Consider the following 19269-nt stretch of genomic DNA (forward strand, 5'->3'; position numbering starts at 1 on the left):
AATGAGCCTAAAAAAATCCCCCGCAATGCGGGGGATTTCTCATGGTGATCTATTTATTTTGCACAAACCCAATGGTGGTGCCTTTTGATTCTTTGAGTGTATTCTCTTTAACCAATTGCGTGACGATCTCTTCTGGCGTTGTGATGACACCCAATTTCGCTTGACGGGCAGAGATGGCAAAATCCCCCGGCGTCAAACGCGTCATTTTCTTAAACTCAGCCTCTAAATTCATGTCCACAGATTGAAAACCCAAATAGCGGCATTGTTCATTAAAGAGGAGCCAAGCTTGATCCGCTTTTAAGTAATCAAATTTCACTTTAAAGTCAAAACGGCGGAGCATCGCTTGATCAAGATGATCCATTAAGTTGGTGGTGGCGATGAAAATGCCGGAGAATTCTTCCATTTGCGTGAGCATCTCATTGACCATCGTAATCTCATAATTTTGCTGCGCAGAGCGGCGATCCCGTAAAAAGCTGTCCACTTCATCCATCAATAAAATGGCGCCGGTTGTGGTGGCTTCATAGAAGGCTTCGGCGATTTGCTTTTCCGTTTCCCCCACATATTTATCCATCAAGTCAGAAACTTTTTTGATGAGAAGAGGCTTATTCAAATAGTCCGCTAAATAGTGCGCAAATGCAGATTTACCGGTGCCAGAAGCACCATATAAACAGATGCGCGCTTCGTTGAACACTTTTAAGCGTTCTGCAAGGAGGGCTAAATTTGAATCCGTGTTGGTGAAGGCAGGATTATAAATGTCACTGAGCCCACCAATTTTGGCCACGCGAATTTCAGGGTTGCCTTGGGCTTTTAAGGTGCCATTGATGATTGTGGTGGCCGCTTCATCAAAGTTTTCTGCCACATCATCATAAATGGTGTTGAGCACTTTTGCGGTGCGATCAATGATGGCAGGCACCAACGCTTTAGACAGGGCAAGCGTATTTAATGTATTGGGGCTGAGTTTGCCTTTTAAGGCAGATTCAAGCATCGCTTTACGTTCAGATTTTGGCGGAGAAGCTAAATGGAAAGTAAAATCAAAACGGCGAATGATGGCAGGATCAATGTCATACGTATCATTACAGATCCAAATGGTGGGGATCTGATTGGTTTCTAAAATATGGTTGAACCACGCTTTAGAGAAATTTGGTAATCCATCTGCGCCTGCATCAAAAAAGACATCCTCAATTTCATCAAAAATGATCAGCGATTTTTGATTACAAAAGAAGTTTTGTGCCGCTAAATAGGCATATAAGCGTTGCTCGCCTTTTTCCACGCCTTCGCCATGAATGGATTCAGAGACAACTTCATATGCTGCCACTTGAAAATGCTCCACCAATGTGCGCGCAAGCTCTGTTTTACCTGTGCCAGGCTCACCATAAATGAGGATGTTGACGCCTTTTTGGTTGTGATCAAGCGCGTGCTGTAAATAGGGCACCAAAATATTGAGCTCAGTTTTTAAGTAGCCAAAATTGTCTAAAGACAAATCCGTGGGCTTACTTTTAGAGACCACATCTTTGAGGATGTTATAAGGCGTCGTTTCATGGGAGAACATCGCTTCAATGAAATTGCGGGACAACAAATCAATTTTGCCACGGAAAAAGAGCGAAGGACCATGATGCACGCGCATTAAACCTGTGCGGGCAAGGGCGCCATTTGAGGAGAGCGCCGCTTGAATCTCTTGCGGTGTTTTTTGCAATAAAAATGCCAAAATGCGATTGAGTTGATCTGAGCTGATTGCGCCAAGTTGATCTAACGCATTATTAAGCAAAGGCTCATTGTACGTGATGAGTGTGAACTCTAAGAGCGCACATTCCACATCCGATAAATGAATGAGGGCTTTGAGATTGTCTAAGTTGTGGGTCAGATCAAGATTGTAAGGCGTTGCAAACGTTGCCGGATCATTCAATAGTTTTTGTTGTTGATCACGCAAGGTTTTGAGGATGTCCGCACGGTTTAACGGCGGCTTACAATTGAGCCATTTATCTAAACCGATGGCGGTGGCCAGTTGATCATCACTGAAGAAATCTTTATGAATGAATTCACGATGCCCACCTAAATCTAAAATGGTGGTCAAAATCCAAGCATGCACAATTGGTGACAATTGTTGTGGATAGTCCAAAGCGGGCGTGGTAGTTTTTTTGGTTGTCATGTAACACTCGAAATTTTAATGAAGACTGATGCGTAACGCAAAAGCTGTAATCAATGGTGCAGCAGCAAGGGCGATCAAATCAAGGGCGGCGAATACGGCATAAAAACCAACCACAGAATGGCCTTCGATGATGCGTAATGTGGCTTGCACACCAAAAATTAAAACAGGTAAAAAGAGCGGCAAGGCGATGATGCTAAGGAGTAAACCTGCGCGCTTGAGTTGTAGGGTGAGTGCGGTGCAAATGGCGCCGATGCAGCTCAAGACAGGCGTGCCGATGAGCAGTAAAAATGTGGTTTCAAGGGCATCTGGCACCGAGAAATAGAGCATTAAGCCCAAAATAGGGGAAACAATGATGAGGGGCAGCGCCGTTAAACACCAATGGGCAACGATTTTAGCGAGCACCACAACCACAAGTGGCGAGCCTGAGATCATCAACTGTTCAAGGGAGCCATCATCATAATCACTTTTAAAAAGGCGATCCATAATGAGCATGTTTGAGAGCAGCGCGCCAATCCATAAAATGGCGGGCGAAACTTCATGGAGTACTTTTTGATTGTCTAACCCTAAACCGAGCGGAAAAAGACTCACCACAATCAAAAAGAAGATCATGGGGGTGAGCAATTCCGAGCGTTGGCGCATGCCTAATTGAAGGTCACGTTTGATGACCGCGGTAAAAACACTCATGAGGCTGATCTATTTCCTATAACTCTCTATCATTTCGTGCTTATTATACACACCTTCTGAAGGCGTTTGATGAGAAGTGAAGAGGATGGCGCCATTTTGTTGATGATGTTCAGTGATGGCATCTTCTAAAATCGCCACAGAGCGCTTATCTAAAGCGGTGAAGGGTTCATCTAAAATCCAGATGGCTTTTGGTTCAAGCCACAGGCGAGAGAGTGCAACGCGGCGGCGTTGTCCGGCCGATAAGTAGCGCATTGCACGGTTTTGCGTGGGGATTAATAAGGTTTCAAACACCGATAAAATTTCCGCCTCTGAGCGTTCAATGCCTTGGATTTTGAGCATTGCATCAATGTTTTCATAAGCGGTCAGATCATCTTTTAAGCCAAGGGCGTGCCCAACGTACAAAATATGACGATGATACGTATGGGCAAGCTCTTTGCGATTGAGGCCATTGAAGATGATTTCACCTTGATAGATGCTGTTTAAACCGGCAATCACGCGTAAAAATGTGGTTTTACCTGCACCATTTTCCCCTTCAATGTAGAGGCTGTCGCCATTTTTGAGGGTTAATGTGACCGGTGAGAACACTTTGCGATAATTGCGCGTTGCGCTCACTTGGTCAATCTGTAAGGTGAAATCATCAAACATTATGGGGCCACCGGTGAGGTTTTAGAGGTTTCACGGATTTGATCAAGCGTTAAAATAACGCTGGAATGCTCAGGTGCAATCGGCATTTTCACGCTTTCGATGTCACCGGCTTGACCAACGGCTTCAGAGCCTTGGCTTAAGCGCGCGCCCACAGTTAAATTTGGGGTGGCAAATAAGCTTGGATTACCGGCCATTAAGCGATCTTGATCAGTGATCTCAATGGTTAAAGGAAACGTTAAGCTGTTTGCTGAATCAATGGCTTTTGCGGCAAGCGGCATGCGTGAACCTTCTTGGGAAATGAAGAGGGTTAAACGTGCGCTCTCAGGCAATGTGCTTAAATCCACATCGGGCGCATTGACTTGCACTAAGTAACGGGCAGCGGTTTTGGCTTTGGCCGCATCGATGGTTTTTTGCATCACATCATTGATGGGGGAAGCTTCACTGCTTGGCATGAAGGTAATGGCACTTTCATAAGCACCTTTTGGCAATTCAACCACATCGGTGAGATACAGAATTTCATCGCCATCGACGGGTTTTAAGGTGCCAAATACAGCCAAATGCTCAAAGTTACGAATCGGCGTTGTGACAGCATCAAAGCGGTTAAAATCATTGAGCACCATTTGAGCAGGCACCGTTTGATTCGGGGCAATTAAACTTTCTTTAAAGGCAATCGGTGTGTTGTCTTCAAAGTCCATCATGTAAAGGGTCATGATGAGCGGGGATGTGATGTTTTGCCAATCAATTGGGGCATCGAGCGCCGTTTTGACATCAAAGTTACGCACTTGTGCAGTTTCCATCATGCCTTGCTCGATTGACGCAATGAATGTGTCCAAAGTTTTGAGCGCTTGCTCACCTTGCGGATTGCCTTTTGCGCTTTTGGCCAATAAGTCACGCATCTCTTTCCATTGGGCGATGGACTCTTTAAATTGTCCGCGCTCATAGAGGGCTTCTGCGTACAAAATGCGTAAATAAGTGTCGTTAGGATACATAGTGAAAAAGTGATCTAAGCGTTCAACCAAACGTTTAGGAATTTTCTTTTTCGCATTTTGTAGGTCGACTTCTAACACCGAAACATTGGCAATGTAATCATTTGGTGACAACGCCAAGACGCGGTTATAAGCATCGAGTGTGCCCGGTGTCCATTGTGCGCTGTAGGCAAGTTTACCCAACAGTTTTAAAAGTTTTGGATTGTCATGGGTTTGTTTTGCACTCATGTAAAAGAGCGTTGGGAACACATAACGCAAATCTTCAAACAATTCTGGTTTAGGTGGCTGCGGCTCCACTTCCACAATGCTTTTAAAGGTTTCTAATTCACTCTCTGGAATGCGATCTAACCAAGCTTGTAACTCAGGGGTGAGTTCACTGCGTTTTTGATCATACTCTTGCACATCTTGTGTGTAGGAATGCGCCCAAAAGCCGCCAATGGCCGCCACAGGAAAAATCAATGCCACCACAGAAATCGCGGTGCGCGCACCATTAGACAATTTGCTTTGATGCTTTTGTGTGAGCTTTAAGAGATCACGAGCCGCTTCTGCTTGTTGTTGATCATATTGTGTTTGCGTGATCACGCCATTGTCTAAACTCTTTTTCAAGCGCGCTTCGGTGGCCAAATAGTTTTTGGTATAGACATCTTGCAGCGTTGGCTCTGCGGCTGTTTTGGTTTGAAACAGCGGATAAAAGATGATGAGCATCGTCAAGACAAAGAGGATGATGGAAATAAAAATCATGGGTGCAAATCCTTTTTATTTAACAGCTCAGAAAGTTGCTGGGCTTCTGAAGGTGATAAGGGCTGAACAACTTCCTCGGTGGGCTTTTTACGGCGCGCAAAGACAATGATGAGCACAAGTAATAAAATCACCGCAGGGCCAAACCATAAAAACCAAGTGATGGGTTTGACAGGGGGCGTATACAGCACGAAATCACCGTAGCGATCCACCATAAAGGTTAGGATTTCACTGTCACTGCGGCCATCGTTGATCATTAAATAAACGCGATCTTTTAAATCTTTCGCAAGCGGCGCATCTGAATCGGCTAAGTTCTGATTTTGGCATTTCGGACAGCGTAAATCGGTGATTAAGTGATTAAAACGAGTCTCTTGCACTTTGTCAGAAAAGTTATACACATTGACATTGGCCAAGGTCAAACTGCTGATGAGCAGCAGCATCGATAACAATACTCTCATTACGATGGATCTCCTGTTTGCATGATCTCTTCATAGATGGCTTTCAGTTGCGTTTCCCAAATCTCAGGCAAAATTGCGCCCACGTGACGATAATGGATTACATTGTTTTGATCGATGAAGTAAGTTTCCGGTGCGCCATAAACGCCAAGCTCAATGCCAACGGCGCCGCTCATGTCCAAAAAGTTAAACAGATAAGGGTTGCCAAGTTCTTCGAGCCATTCATATGCTTTTTCAGGATCATCTTTATAATTGACGCCATAAATGCGCACGCCTTGATCTTTTAACACATTGAGGGTGGCATGTTCATCACGGCACGTTGGGCACCATGTCGCCCAAACATTGAGTAGGGCAGGGCCTTTGATGTCTTCATTGGTGATGATTTCTGCAATGTGCCCAGGTTCCACCAATTTACTGGCGCTGAACTCTGGCACAGGTTTGCCTTCACGCGTGGAGGGCAATTTGCTCGGATCATTGCCAAGGGTGATGAAGAAGAAGGCAAAGATCACAACCAATACGCTCACGGTGATGGCGATGATGACAGGCTTTTTCATACAATTCTCCTATTTTTCCGCACGTTCAGGACGGCGCAATGCCAACATGGCCAATAGCGCTGCAATCGAGATGATCACGCCGCCTAACCAAATCCAACGAATGAAAGGTTTGACATACAAGCGAATGGCCCAGCTTTGACCAGGGCGCTCTTCTGCCAATGCAATGTAGAGATCATCAAAGAGAGAAGCACGCAGTGCCACTTCACTGATGGGCATGCCGCTGGCTGCATAGATGCGTTTTTCAGGATGCATCATGCGTAAGAATTTGCCTTGGTAGCTCACAGAGAAGGTGCCTTTGGTGGCAAAGTAGTTCGGGCCTTTGATGTTTTCTAAATTCTCCAGCTTAAATTCATAGCCTTGCACCACTTCAGTTTGCCCAACTTTGAGTAAACGATCCGCTTCAACGCTGTAGTAACTGGTCATCGTAATGCCCACGATGGTGACCACAACACCTAAGTGACCTAAGTTCATGGCAACGCGGGACATGGACTGCGTAAAGAAGCCTTTAATGAAGCTTGCATTGCGGGGTTTGTGCATCGCAATTTCAGCCAAAATGCCGAAAAAGACCCAGTAACATAAAATGAGGCTCAATGTCACCATTGGATTGATGATTGGCATGCGATCAGCGTGGCCCGCGGGTAATAAACCATTGACATATAAAACATACGCAGCATTTGATAATGGGCCCATGATCACAGCGGCAATGGCCATGATGATCAGAGGCTTACGAATGCGGCTCAATTGATCTTTCTTGTAGCGCACAAGCGGCGTGATGCCAAGGATCACCAATAAAATCATCGCCAATGGATTGACGGTTTTATTAAAGAAGTTTGGCCCCACAGAGATTTTACCGATTTGCAGCATGTCCACGATGAGCGGATAAAGGGTGCCGAGCACCACAATAAAGCACACCACAGATAAGAAAATATTGTTGAGTAAAATGCCTGTTTCACGCGAAAAGAGCGCCACGTCATTGTGTTGACGAATGCGGCTTGAGCGCATGAGTAACAATGCAATCCCAAAGATCACAACGCAGGCTAAAATGATGAGGATGATGGCACCGCGACGAGGATCGGCAGCAAATGAATGCACCGAAGTCAACACGCCTGAGCGTACCAAGAATGTGCCCAATACACTCAATGAGAAGCAAAGGATCGCCATCAGCACAGACCAAACGGAGAAGACTTGGCGTTTTTCTGTAGTGATCAATGAGTGCAATAAAGCGGTGGATAAAATCCAAGGAATGAGGGATGCGTTTTCCACAGGATCCCAGAACCACCAGCCGCCCCAGCCCAATTCATAGTAAGCCCACCAGCTGCCAACGGTGATGCCGAGGGTTAAAAAGCCCCAAGCGGCCAATACCCAAGGGCGCAACCAACGCACCGTTGTGCGGTCAATGTAACCATTGATTAAAATGGCACAGACAAACGCATACGGAATGGCAAAGCCCACATAGCCCATATAGAGTAACGGTGGATGAATGATGAGCCCAACGTCTTGCAATAATGGATTTAAGTCGCGGCCATCAAAGACAATGCTGTTAATGGCGCGTTCAAATGGGTTGGATGTGAAGATCACAAAGGCGATGAAAGAGGCGATGATGGCGCCTAAAATCGCGAGCGTGGTGGCCGTCAATTCGATGGGTAATTTACGCATAAAGAAGATCGCCACAAACATCCATAAAGAGAGCGTGAAGACCCACAATAACATCGAACCTTCATGGCTACCCCAAATGGCCGTTAGGCGGAAAATGGCCGGCAGTTGCGTGTTTGAGTTACTAAAAACATACGCATAACTGAAGTCATTGGTATAAAACGCATAACCTAAACTCACAAACGAGGTGAGCAGCAGCACAAAGAGCCATAAGGTTAGCGGTTTGGCCGTTTGCATCAGTTTTGTGTTGTGTGTCACAAGTCCGATCAACGGCAGAAAGAGCAATAAAAGCGCTGTCGCGAGCGCAACGTAAAGTGTTAATTCACCAATGGGTAGCATGCTTATTCCTTCGGAGCGCCGGGGTGTCTAGAGTTTTCATCAATCACGATGCCTGATTTTTCAAGTGAAGCTTTCACTTCAGGTGGCATATAGGTTTCATCGTGTTTTGCAAGGATTTCTGTGGCGGTGAAGTGATGATTGTCATCTAATACACCTGTTGCAATCACGCCTTGACCTTCGCGGAATAAGTCTGGCAACATTTTGTCATAGGTGACATGCACGCGATCTTGACCATCCATGATGTCAAAGGCCACGTCAATCACTTCGTCACTTTTCACCAATGAGCCTGGTGCCACAAGTCCGCCAATGCGAATGGAACGATCTACAGGTGCTTTGCCTTCTTTAACTTCCACAGGCGAATAGTAATAGTTGAGTTCACTTCTTGATGCATAAATGAGTAAACCAATGGCGGCTAAGGTAATCACCACTAAACCCACCACAATGATGGCACGTTGTTTTTGCTTTGGCGTCATGAGTCAATCCCCTCTTGTTTCATAGTGTTGCGTAATTTTTTATTCTCGCTCAGTAGCGGAATCACAAGGCTGAGCAGACAGATCAAAAAGAATCCGTAGCTTAACCAGACGTAGAGACCATGCTTCCCCATTTGCAGAAATTCTGCAAAGCTCCCAAATGCAAATGTCATAGATACTCCGTGGGTTATTGATTTAAATAGTGCTTCATGAGTTTCTCTTTATAGATGAGGTTCACGCTCTTTTTGAGCACATACCCTGAAGTAAAGAGGCCATAAGCTAAGATCATTAAAATCAGTGGTAAAAACATCTCCATCTGAATCGACGGTCCGCCAGAGGCAAAGACTGTACTCTTTTGATGAAGCGAGTTAAAGAAAAAGACAGAAACTTTCACTAAAATGGCCACCGCAATGCCGATCACTGCAAGGATGGAGGTAAAAATATCTGCCGTTTGGCGATCTTCGATCGCATGGTCAAAGGCAATGTAGCCAATGTAGAAAAAGAGTAAGAGCAACTCTGAGGTTAAGCGAATGTCCCAAACCCACCAAGTGCCCCATGTGGGCGCGCCCCAAATGGCACCGGTGACCAAGGCGATAAGCGTACAGGTTGCGCCCACAACGGCAATGCTTCTGACCACTAACGTTAACAGTTTAACGCGCCAAATCAAAAAGCATAAACTCATCACCGCCATGGTGATGTATAGCGCAGTAGAGAGCATCGCGGCAGGCACATGAATGTAGATGATGCGAAAGCTGTTGCCTTGTTGATAATCAGCTGGGGCAAAGCCTAAGCCCAAAGTTAAACCCACAATGCCCAAGATTAAACTGAGCCATAAGCAATAAGGCGCAATGGCATTGGCCAATGGCACATAGTATTTATAGCTGGCATATTTTTTATACCAACTGACTTTTTTGGTGGTCACAGCCATAATTCACTCGATTTAAAAACATAATGCACAATTATAGCGAAGTTGCTAAATTTTGCAGTAGCTAAAAACGGATTCCCCGTCAATTTACAGAAGGTTTACAAATTAGTTTTGTGAGGGAAAATCCCAGATTTCAAAGGTAAATGGGTGGGCATGTTTTTCATCCATAGGATGATGTTCACGGCTCACTAAAGTGGCTGCGTCAAACGGTAAGTTGAGGATTTCAGGCAGTTGTGTATCCCCCATAATGTCTGCATCTACACGCGTGACATATAAACGATTCATCATCGGGATGGCTGCGCGATAAAGCTGGGCACCACCAATGATCATGATTTCAGGCGCATCATTAAAAGTTTCTATCGCTGTCATTAAATCTGTAAAGTAATGGACATTTTCTGGCAAATTTTCAGGGGCGCTTTGTGAGCTGATCACGATGTTTGGGCGTTTTGGCAATGGGCGGCCTAAAGATTCATAGGTTTTTCGTCCCATGATGATGGGTTTACCCACAGTGTTTTGTTTGAAAAATCCTAAGTCATCAGGCAAGTGCCAGGGCAAACGGTTGTTGATGCCAATGGTGCCATTATTGGCAATCGCCACGATTAAAGAGAGGGTTGAAGACGACATATGATCCTCATAAATGAATAGATGAGGCGCGATTATACTGAAAAATATGGTGCTGAACATGGTCAATTAGATTACAGTGCTTGCATTGACAGATGGTAGTGCAGGCAAAAAATCTTCAAATAAACATTGATTAATATTTAAAATCTTTTAAACTAAACACTGTTTTATTATTCTGCATGGTCAAATTTATGAGAACAATTTTAAGAGTCATTTTTAAGCTTTTCTTTAACATTCAAACAAAGCTCGACCCACAAGCATGTCAAACCCATGGCGTTGTGGTGTGTAACCATCAGTCCTTTTTAGATGGCGTGCTTCTAGGCGTCTTTTTACCGCAGCAGCCATTGTTTGTGATCAACACTGACATTGCCAATCGTTGGTATTTTAAACCCTTTTTAAAATTCATTGACCATGTAACCGTTGATCCTTTGCACCCGATGTCTGTTAAATTGCTGACAAAAGTGGTGGCCAGCGGCCGCACCATTGTGATCTTTCCAGAGGGGCGCATCACGTTGACAGGCAGCCTGATGAAGATTTACGAAGGGGCAGCCTTTGTGGCGAGTAAAGCAAAAGTGCCTTTGATTCCGGTGATGCTAGAGGGTGCAGAATACTCCTATTTCAGCCGCTTAAAAGGATTGGTGAAGCAGCGCCTATTTACGCCCATCGCCATTACGATGGGTGCACCGATTAATGTGCCAACGCCAGAGCATTTGCATGGCAAGGCGCGCCGCCAATATTTGGCAAAATACACCCATGAATTGATGATGGAGATGCGCATTGCGATTTTTGCGCCGACTTCCTTGTTTGACATGGTGCTACAATCGGCGCGTCGCTTTGGGATGGACACCATCTGTTTAGAAGACATTCAGCGTAAACCTGAATCTTATGGGCAGTTCATCACCAAGATTTTAGGCATCAGCCGCATTGTTGAGCGTTTGACAGAAAAAAATGAACATGTGGGCGTATTACTGCCCAATGCCAGCGGCTCAGTTGCAACGATTATGGCGCTCAATTTAACGGGTCGCGTTTCTGCATTATTGAATTACACCGCAGGCGTAGATGGTATGAATGCTGCGATCACAGCTGCGAATGTGAAAACCATTTTAACGTCACGCATCTTTTTAGAGAAAGGCAATTTGACACATTTAGTGGCAGCATTCCCTGAGATCCATTGGGTGTATGCAGAAGATTTACGTAAAGCAATTACAACCGAGGATAAACTTTGGGTGGTGAAAGCAAAACTCATGCCCAAGCGTTATTTGCCTGAACCTGACCCGGATGCAGAAGCTGTGATTTTATTCACATCAGGCTCTGAAGGTAAACCTAAAGGCGTTGTACATACCAACCGTTCATTATTGACGAATGTGGAGCAGCTCTTTACGGTGGCAGATTTCACCACAAAAGATATTTTCCTTTCAGCGTTACCGATTTTCCATGCTTTTGGTTTAACGGCAGGCACGCTTTTGGGTTTACGTTCGGGTTGCCGCATCTTTTTGTATCCATCGCCGCTTCATTATCGCGTCATTCCAGAGTTGGTGTATGACACGGGCGCAACGGTTCTCTTTGGCACCTCCACATTTTTACAAAATTATGCACGCTTTGCCAATCCGTATGATTTTCGCACATTGCGTTATGTGGTGGCAGGCGCCGAGCGCTTGTCTGAATCGGTGCGTGATGTGTGGTCAGAAAAGTTTGGCATCCGCATTTTAGAAGGTTATGGTGCGACTGAATGTTCCCCTGTGATCTCGATCAATGTGCCGATGAGTTATAAAGAGAACACCATTGGTAAAATTTTGCCAGGCATGCGCGCTCGTTTAGAAACCATAGATGGCATCGCAGAAGGCGGGCAATTGATCGTTCAAGGTGGCAATGTGATGAAAGGTTATCTCTTTTACAATGCGCCGAATCAATTGGTGCCAACGGAATATCAAGGTGAAAAAGGTTGGTACAACACGGGTGATGTGGTGGCCATGGATGAAGAAGGGTATTTAACCATCAAGGGGCGCGTCAAACGCTTTGCGAAGATTGCGGGTGAAATGGTGACATTAGAAACCACAGAGCGCCTGTTTAAATTGGCATATCCCGAGCATGATCATGCAGCTGTGGTACGCAAAGATGAGAGCAAAGGTGAGGCGATTGTCTTATTCACTACTGCGGATGAAATTGATCGCAAAACAGTGAGCACATTGGCAAAAGAGCTTGGTTTATCTGAATTATCAGTGGCGCGTGATGTGCGTTTTGTCAAAGAGATTGCCTTGCTTGGCTCAGGCAAGGTGGATTATGCTGCATTAAATCAACAGGTGATGGAAGAGAGCGTATGACAAAAGTGTCGGATCGTTTATTCAATCGGGGCGTATTGAGCGTTGTCAATGCGCAGTTTTTCTCAGCATTGGCGGACAATGCACTCTTTTTTGCCCTCCTAGAATTGCTCGACCATTTAGGTGCATTAAAAGAGAGCACGTATCTATTGCAAGCGTGCTTTTTAGCGGCATATATTTTGCTGGCTCCCTTTGTGGGATTATTTGCGGACAATCAGTCAAAATCCAGGGTGTTAATGCTGGGCAATGGTGCAAAATTGTTGGGTGTCGCGCTGTTATTCATGGGGGCATCACCATTTGTGGCATATGCCATTGTGGGCATTGGCGCGGCGATCTATTCACCTGCGAAATTTGGCATTTTAAGTGAATTGGTGACAACGCGTTTATTGGTTAAAGTCAATGGATTGGTGGAAGGTTCCACCATTTTAGCCATATTATTGGGCGCGTATGTGGGCGGCTTATTGGCAGAATGGAATATGACGATGGCTTTTTTATTTGCAGGCTTAATGTATGGCGTTGCCTTAATCTTTAATGTGTTCATTCCGAAAATTAAACGTGCGCGTCATGACAGCTTTACGCCTAGCGCATTGCTCAAAAGCTTTGGTGAGATTTTATGGTGCTTACTGAGAGATCCTGGCGCGCGTTTTGCCATTTTGGGCACCAGCCTATTTTGGGGCGCTGCCACCACGTTACGTTTATTGCTCAATGATTGGGTGCGCGAAGTGTTAGGCGGCGGCACAGAAATGGTGGCAGCTTTAAGTGCGATTGTCAGCATTGGCATTGTGGTGGGTGCACTGTTTGCAGCGCTTTTCATCACCATTGAGCGTTTGCGTTATTGCTTATGGGCAGGCTTGATGATGGGTATTTTGTGTGTGGTGTTCGCCCATCAAACTGAGATTGTGTGGGTGTATGCTTTGTTGATGTTGATTGGTGCAATGGGCGGTTTATTTGTGATTCCAATGAATGCCTTGCTGCAAACCCGCGGGCAATCTTTTAAAAGCACAGGCACTGCGATCGCTGTACAAAATTTTGCAGAAAACAGCGTCATGATCCTGATGATGTTGATCTTTGGTGCATTGGCAGCGTATCAAGTGCCCGTTCTTGCCTTGATGGTGAGTTTTGGCCTCTTTTTTATGTTCGGTGTTGTGGGGCTCTTTATCCATTTGCACCGCCATCGCACATGAAGCGCGCATTGAGTGCACTGCTTGCATTGAGCATGTGCGCGCCACTTTTAGCGGTGGAAGTGAATTTAGAGATCATTCATTATCCGGTTGTCATCGAAGATGGGCAATCAATCGATGATGCCATCTTAACGGCGGCTAAAGATGTGCCGAATTTAGCGCAATCATTGGTCAGTGATCAACATCATGCCGTGAGCAGTTATGTAGGTTCAGTCACACTTGCATCATTGGCGTATCATTATGAGGCGAGCAGTCAGCGCTGCGTATTGACGGATTTAGTGGTGTCATTAAATGGTGAGATGGTTTTACCCACGTTGTTCGCCGGTTCAAGTGAACAGCACGCGGCTTTCACACAAGAGTATCGCGCCCTTAAAGCCCATGAATGGCACCATCAAACGCTTTGGCAACAAGCGCTATTGTCCTATGAGGAGCGTTTGAAAGATTTGAATCTGGCCGATGATGAGATGTGCAGCGCATTATTTCATGAGATAAATCAAGAAATGGGCAAAACCTTAGCACAAATTGAGGCGGTGAATCTTGCCTATGATTGCGACAGCTATGGTGTGGCATTTGATCTTTCATTCTGTGAGCGTCACAGTGATGACGAAGGTGATTAATTTTTGTTATCATAGCCGCCGTATGCCGAATTATACTCAGAGGGTAAGATGACAATAAAAAGACAACAAGGCTCATTTCTGTTGGAGTTTTTAATCTCGCTGGCCATTTTTTCCATCGCATTGGTGGGGCTTGTGAAATTACAAAACAGAGCAGTCAAGGATCTTGGTGAAGTTCGCACAGAGATGGCAGTGCCCATTTTGATTGCCGATTTTACAGATCGCCTCAATTTACAGCCAAAAGACAATAATGTGTTAGATCCTGCGTCGGTTGCGGCACTGAAAAAGACGGCCAATGCATTATTAAAAGATGTGACAGTTAATGGCCCAATCATCACGATTATTGATTTAGATGATCCCGCCATTAAAACACCTTACACAGTGGTGCTTGATGATAGCCGTCGTGAACCGGAGCCTAATAAATAATGCGTATACTTCAAAAACAACAAGGATTCATCTTATACATTACGTTGATCATGTTGATCATTTTTGCCGTTATTGGTTTAGGACTGTATCAGCAAAACACCAGTGTCACTAGAAGTGTTCAGTATGTGAGCTTTAAGCAAGAAACGGAAGATCTTGCCATGCGTGCTTTGAATCAGATTGAAGAGACTCAAATCAGCGTAGACAATGCATGGAAAGAGTGCACAACAGAAACAGGTGTTTTGTGTGATGCCATTTCAGAAAATGCACTCAATAAAGCTGTGACAGAGATGCGAGAAGGTAAAGCGCCTTCAAAGATTGCTGATGGCGGAGAGTGGAAAAACCTCAAGATGAAAGGGGAGTTTTCTGGCAATGGACAAGTGTATTATGTGATCCAAAATTTGGGTTTAAATCCACAAGAAAAGCGTTATCGCATGTATCGCACCACAATCATTGCGCAAGTGCTCGATACATTCAGCGTGATCAGCTCAGTGATGGCAGCGCCGGCTCAACCTGCGAAAAAACCATAATGTGGATAAAAATTAACCCCTATGTGAGGGGTTAATTGTTTATTTAAAGAAAATTTTTGGCTCTTCGTGATTGCGCTTAAATAAGGTGATCACATTGCCAACGTGTTGAATCATCGTTGCGCCTAAGGCTTCTGTGATTTGTGCAGCAATGGCTTTTTTCGCATCGCGATCATCACCGGCAATACGAATTTTGATCAATTCATGGTATTCTATCGCACGTTCTGCTTCTGCTAAGAATGATTCTGTCACGCCTTTCTCGCCCATGATTAAAACTGGCTTCATGGAGTGAGCAAGACCTTTTAAAGAGTGAATGTGTTCTTTGGTTAATTTCATTTGAGTCATGAGTAACGATCCTAGTCAAAAAAAAGTGGAGGCAAGCTTATCGCAACCTCACAAAATCCAACAGCTTTTCTTAAGCTTAAGAATGCTTGCCGTGACATTTTTGGTTGCGGGCATAATCTTGGTGGCCATTTTACCATTCTTTTCTTTATCAAAACGAGATGAATTCATTCTATTAATTTTTTATGGATTGGTCAGTGGCGGTTTTTTAATGGCCAGGGCGCGTTCTTTTACATTAAAACAAAATAAAACCTCGAAACATTAATGAGATTGTTTCAACTGTTATTAGATGAAGGTTTTTCTAAAAAGCGCATTCATCAGCTGTTTAAAGGCGGCAAAGTCAGCATCAATGGTCAATGTGTGTTAGATGATGCCATTGAAGTTGATGGATTATTGCACACGGTGCACATTGATGGGCAGCCTTTATGCATTAAGCCGCATCACTATTATTTGATGAATAAAGCCAAAGGCGTGGTGTGTGCCGTGAAAGATGCAAATCATCCAACGGTGTGTGATCCATTGCCAAAGGGCGTGGTGCCAATCGGTCGCCTTGATCGCAATACAGAAGGTTTATTAATTTTAACGGACAATGGACAGCTTTGTTACCGCTTGCCATTGCCTGAGTATCACGTCACCAAACGCTATCGTGTGCAAGTCAATGGCACCTTGACGGAACAAATGGTGACACAATTTATGCAGGGCATTGAGTTTATCGGTGGGATCTGTTGTGTGCCTGCTAAACTTGATATTATAAGCAGTAGTGAAACGATGAGCGAAGCCTTTGTGACCTTAACAGAAGGCAAATTTCATCAAGTCAAAAAGATGTTTCTAGCCGTGGATCGTTATGTGCTAGAGCTTCAACGCATTGAGTATGGTCCACTTCGTTTGGGCCATGATTTACAACCGGGACAATTTCGGGCATTGACACTCAGCGAGGTCAAAATGCTCTGGGATTGTGCCCAATTGCAATATTAAAGTGAATAATTATGGGTAAAAAACGTACACCAAGCAGTTCAAGATGGCTTAAAGAGCATCATGATGATGAATATGTATTACGTGCACGCAAGGAAAACTGGCGTTCACGCGCGATCTATAAACTCTCTGAAATGGATGAGAAAGATCGCTTGTTTAAACCGGGCATGACGATTGTGGATTTAGGTGCGGCGCCTGGCAGTTGGTCACAATATGCGATGCATAAAGTGGGGCACAATGGTAAGGTTTTTGCCTTGGACATTTTGCCAATGAATCCTGTGGCAGGCGTGGATATCATCACCGGCGACTTTCGTGAAGAGAGCGTATTGCATGAATTAGAAGCTTTATTAGATGGCCGTAAAATTGATGTGGTGATCTCGGACATGGCGCCAAACACAAGCGGCATGAAAGGGGTGGATCAGCCACGCATGATGTATTTGTTAGATTTAGCCTTTGACTTCTCTTATCACCATTTAAAACCGGGCGGCGATTTCTTAATGAAAATCTTCCAAGGCGAAGGCTTTGAAGAGTATTTAAAGCAATTGCGTGAGAATTTTGACAAAGTCCTCACACGTAAGCCAAAAGCTTCACGTGCGCGCAGCTCAGAGATCTATTTATTAGCGCGTGGTTTTAAAGGCCGCAAAGAGTAACGCAGCCATTGAATTTAATATATTTAGCCCCATTCATGTGTCGATGGTGACTAAATTCAAGATATTCGGTATAGTTGCAGTTTGAAATTTATTCTCATAAACCACAATTTTTTAACTTAGCAAGAGGTTAATCTTTTGAAATATAACGGAAGAGATATCATTGTTTTGATCGTCGCAATACTTGGTGTATTGTTGGTGTTTCAAAACTTTGGCAGCACCCCAGGGCAAGGCATGGCGTATTCAGAGTTCTTGAATGCCATCGATGACGGGCGTGTGAAAGAAGTGACAATTGCAGGACCGGAAATCAATGGTACCTACAGCAGCGGTCAGCGTTTTACCACATATAATCCTGAAACCAATAATGGTATGTTGATCGATTTGTTGCGTGCAAAAGATGTAACGATCGTGGGTAAAGAGATGCGTTCACGCGGAATTTTGCTCTCCATTATCTTGAATTTATTGCCTGTATTGATTTTATTTGGCCTCATCATGTTCATGATGCGTCAATCAGGGGGCGGTGGTAAAAACCCGATGAGCTTTGGTAAATCTAAAGCGAAGATGCTCAACGCCGATGAAGTTAAAACCCGTTTTTCAGATGTTGCGGGCGCCGATGAAGCGAAGCAAGAAGTGGGCGAAGTGGTGGAATTCTTACGTGATCCCACGAAATTCCAACGCTTAGGCGGTAAAATGCCAAAAGGTATTTTGATGGTGGGCCCACCGGGTACCGGTAAAACGTTATTGGCCAAAGCCATTGCGGGTGAAGCGGGCGTACCATTTTTCACGATCTCAGGCTCTGACTTTATGGAGATGTTCGTGGGCGTGGGTGCAGCACGTGTGCGCGATATGTTTGAGCAAGCGAAAAAACACGCACCATGCATTATCTTCATCGATGAGATTGATGCGGTTGGTCGTCACCGTGGTTCAGGTTTAGGTGGCGGTCACGATGAACGCGAACAAACGTTGAACCAAATGTTGGTGGAAATGGATGGTTTTGGCGATAACTCAGGCATCATCATCATTGCGGCCACAAACCGCGTAGATGTCCTTGATCCTGCATTGTTGCGCCCAGGTCGTTTTGACCGTCAAGTGGTGGTGCCATTGCCTGACATTAAAGGCCGTGAAGCGATTTTAAAAGTGCATTTGCGTAAAGTGCCATTGGCATCTGATGTGGATGTATTGAGTTTAGCTAAAGGGACACCCGGTTTTTCAGGTGCGGATTTAGCGAACTTAGTCAACGAAGCTGCCTTGTTTGCTGCCCGTCAAAATAAAAATGATGTGGGCATGGATGACATGGAATCTGCGAAAGATAAAATCTTCATGGGGGCAGAGCGCCGCTCATTGATGATGACGGCAGATGAAATGCGTTTAACCGCCTATCATGAAGCGGGTCATGCCATTGTGGCGTATCGCTTGAAATCTGATCCTGTGTATAAAGTGACCATCATTCCACGCGGCCGTGCGTTGGGTGTGACATGGACATTGCCAGAAAATGACAGCGTGAGTAATTCACGTCAATGGCTCAACAACAAAATGGCGATGATCTTTGGCGGCCGCATTGCCGAAGAGCTCATTTTTGGTTATGACAAAGTGACCACCGGTGCCATGAGTGACATTCAGCACTCCACCAACATGGCGCGCAACATGGTGACAAAATGGGGTTTATCTGACAAGTTAGGTTTCCTATTTTATGCACCCGATGGTGATGGTGGCATGATGGGTCGCCCATCGCAAGGTCAAGACACCATGTCCAATGAAACGGCGTTATTGATCGATGAAGAAGTGCGTCGCATTGTGAACGAAAACTATGCCCGTGCGAAAAAAGTGTTAGAAGATGACATTGAGCGCTTACACCGTATGGCGAATGTGTTGTTAGATGTGGAAACCATCGATGCACAGCAAGTGGATGACATCATGCATGATCGCGAACTCAGTGATTCTTCATTAAACAGTAAGCCAAAAGATGATGGCGGTTCAGCCTCTGAGCCAACGCCACCGACTTTAGATTTCGTTTAATCTAAAAAGTGAA

21 protein-coding genes are annotated in these 19269 nt (G+C 44.9%); 9 read left to right on the forward strand and 12 right to left on the reverse strand.

Annotation, left to right across the window (positions count from 1 at the left end; genetic code table 11):
• Nucleotides 1-49 precede the first annotated feature (49 nt).
• From B9T20_RS04175 to B9T20_RS04225, 11 genes are all read right to left on the reverse strand, one after another.
• A complete protein-coding gene (locus B9T20_RS04175) occupies nt 50-2146 on the reverse strand; it encodes an ATP-binding protein (protein ID WP_094489948.1) in 2097 nt (698 codons plus the stop codon).
• 15 nt (nt 2147-2161) lie between these two features.
• Entirely contained in the window at nt 2162-2830 is a 669-nt protein-coding gene (ccmB, locus tag B9T20_RS04180; protein ID WP_008315474.1) for a heme exporter protein CcmB, read from the reverse strand.
• A 9-nt stretch (nt 2831-2839) separates the two neighbouring features.
• A complete protein-coding gene (gene ccmA / locus B9T20_RS04185; RefSeq protein ID WP_094489949.1) occupies nt 2840-3475 on the reverse strand; it encodes a cytochrome c biogenesis heme-transporting ATPase CcmA in 636 nt (211 codons plus the stop codon).
• Nucleotides 3475-5202: a c-type cytochrome biogenesis protein CcmI gene (ccmI, locus tag B9T20_RS04190; RefSeq protein ID WP_094489950.1), complete on the reverse strand. Its 1728-nt coding sequence runs from the start codon at nt 5200-5202 to the stop codon at nt 3475-3477. Before ccmI ends, ccmA begins: the two co-directional genes overlap by 1 nt.
• Nucleotides 5199-5657: a cytochrome c-type biogenesis protein gene (locus B9T20_RS04195; RefSeq protein ID WP_094489951.1), complete on the reverse strand. Its 459-nt coding sequence runs from the start codon at nt 5655-5657 to the stop codon at nt 5199-5201. Before B9T20_RS04195 ends, ccmI begins: the two co-directional genes overlap by 4 nt.
• Entirely contained in the window at nt 5657-6208 is a 552-nt protein-coding gene (locus tag B9T20_RS04200) for a DsbE family thiol:disulfide interchange protein (RefSeq protein WP_094489952.1), read from the reverse strand. The genes B9T20_RS04195 and B9T20_RS04200 overlap by 1 nt, the downstream gene beginning before the upstream one ends.
• A gap of 9 nt (nt 6209-6217) precedes the next feature.
• The gene (locus B9T20_RS04205; RefSeq protein WP_094489953.1) at nt 6218-8200 is read right to left on the reverse strand and encodes a heme lyase CcmF/NrfE family subunit; all 1983 of its coding nucleotides are present in this window, start codon (nt 8198-8200) and stop codon (nt 6218-6220) included.
• 2 nt (nt 8201-8202) lie between these two features.
• Nucleotides 8203-8673, reverse strand: coding sequence for a cytochrome c maturation protein CcmE (gene ccmE / locus B9T20_RS04210; RefSeq protein WP_008315465.1), 471 nt, complete (start codon nt 8671-8673; stop codon nt 8203-8205).
• Nucleotides 8670-8843 (reverse strand): heme exporter protein CcmD, encoded by a 174-nt coding sequence (gene ccmD, locus B9T20_RS04215; protein WP_008315464.1) that lies wholly within the window; start codon nt 8841-8843, stop codon nt 8670-8672. Before ccmD ends, ccmE begins: the two co-directional genes overlap by 4 nt.
• 14 nt (nt 8844-8857) lie before the next feature.
• Complete coding sequence (ccmC, locus tag B9T20_RS04220) at nt 8858-9598, reverse strand: heme ABC transporter permease CcmC (protein ID WP_008315463.1); 741 nt, start codon at nt 9596-9598, stop codon at nt 8858-8860.
• A 102-nt stretch (nt 9599-9700) separates the two neighbouring features.
• A complete protein-coding gene (locus tag B9T20_RS04225) occupies nt 9701-10219 on the reverse strand; it encodes a dihydrofolate reductase (RefSeq protein ID WP_094489954.1) in 519 nt (172 codons plus the stop codon).
• Between the two features lie 188 nt (nt 10220-10407).
• On the opposite strand from B9T20_RS04225, the gene aas reads away from it, so the two are divergent.
• Genes aas through B9T20_RS04250 form a run of 5 tightly spaced genes read left to right on the forward strand, consistent with a single transcriptional unit; the run spans nt 10408 to nt 15282 of the window.
• Entirely contained in the window at nt 10408-12537 is a 2130-nt protein-coding gene (gene aas / locus B9T20_RS04230; protein WP_094489955.1) for a bifunctional acyl-ACP--phospholipid O-acyltransferase/long-chain-fatty-acid--ACP ligase, read from the forward strand.
• On the forward strand, nt 12534-13718 hold the full coding sequence (lplT, locus tag B9T20_RS04235) for a lysophospholipid transporter LplT (RefSeq protein WP_094489956.1): 1185 nt from the start codon (nt 12534-12536) through the stop codon (nt 13716-13718). Before aas ends, lplT begins: the two co-directional genes overlap by 4 nt.
• A gap of 8 nt (nt 13719-13726) precedes the next feature.
• Nucleotides 13727-14332, forward strand: coding sequence for a DUF922 domain-containing protein (locus tag B9T20_RS04240; protein WP_233491568.1), 606 nt, complete (start codon nt 13727-13729; stop codon nt 14330-14332).
• Between the two features lie 48 nt (nt 14333-14380).
• Nucleotides 14381-14755, forward strand: a complete 375-nt coding sequence (locus tag B9T20_RS04245; protein WP_233491571.1) for a hypothetical protein — start codon at nt 14381-14383, stop codon at nt 14753-14755.
• Nucleotides 14755-15282 (forward strand): hypothetical protein, encoded by a 528-nt coding sequence (locus B9T20_RS04250; RefSeq protein ID WP_094489958.1) that lies wholly within the window; start codon nt 14755-14757, stop codon nt 15280-15282. Before B9T20_RS04245 ends, B9T20_RS04250 begins: the two co-directional genes overlap by 1 nt.
• A gap of 39 nt (nt 15283-15321) precedes the next feature.
• Here B9T20_RS04250 and B9T20_RS04255 read toward each other — a convergent pair whose 3' ends face one another.
• Entirely contained in the window at nt 15322-15624 is a 303-nt protein-coding gene (locus tag B9T20_RS04255; protein ID WP_094489959.1) for a YhbY family RNA-binding protein, read from the reverse strand.
• Here B9T20_RS04255 and B9T20_RS04260 point away from each other — a divergent pair.
• The 4 genes from B9T20_RS04260 to ftsH all read left to right on the forward strand — a co-directional run bounded on the left by B9T20_RS04260 (nt 15623) and on the right by ftsH (nt 19256).
• Nucleotides 15623-15886, forward strand: a complete 264-nt coding sequence (locus B9T20_RS04260) for a hypothetical protein (protein ID WP_018122737.1) — start codon at nt 15623-15625, stop codon at nt 15884-15886. The genes B9T20_RS04255 and B9T20_RS04260 overlap by 2 nt on opposite strands.
• The gene (locus B9T20_RS04265) at nt 15886-16596 is read left to right on the forward strand and encodes a pseudouridine synthase (protein WP_094489960.1); all 711 of its coding nucleotides are present in this window, start codon (nt 15886-15888) and stop codon (nt 16594-16596) included. Before B9T20_RS04260 ends, B9T20_RS04265 begins: the two co-directional genes overlap by 1 nt.
• An 11-nt stretch (nt 16597-16607) precedes the next feature.
• Nucleotides 16608-17243 (forward strand): 23S rRNA (uridine(2552)-2'-O)-methyltransferase RlmE, encoded by a 636-nt coding sequence (gene rlmE / locus B9T20_RS04270; protein ID WP_008315452.1) that lies wholly within the window; start codon nt 16608-16610, stop codon nt 17241-17243.
• 165 nt (nt 17244-17408) lie between these two features.
• Complete coding sequence (gene ftsH / locus B9T20_RS04275; RefSeq protein ID WP_233491573.1) at nt 17409-19256, forward strand: ATP-dependent zinc metalloprotease FtsH; 1848 nt, start codon at nt 17409-17411, stop codon at nt 19254-19256.
• The last annotated feature ends 13 nt before the right edge of the window (nt 19257-19269 follow it).

The organism is Wohlfahrtiimonas sp. G9077 (genome assembly GCF_002252155.1).
Lineage (GTDB): Bacteria > Pseudomonadota > Gammaproteobacteria > Cardiobacteriales > Wohlfahrtiimonadaceae > Wohlfahrtiimonas.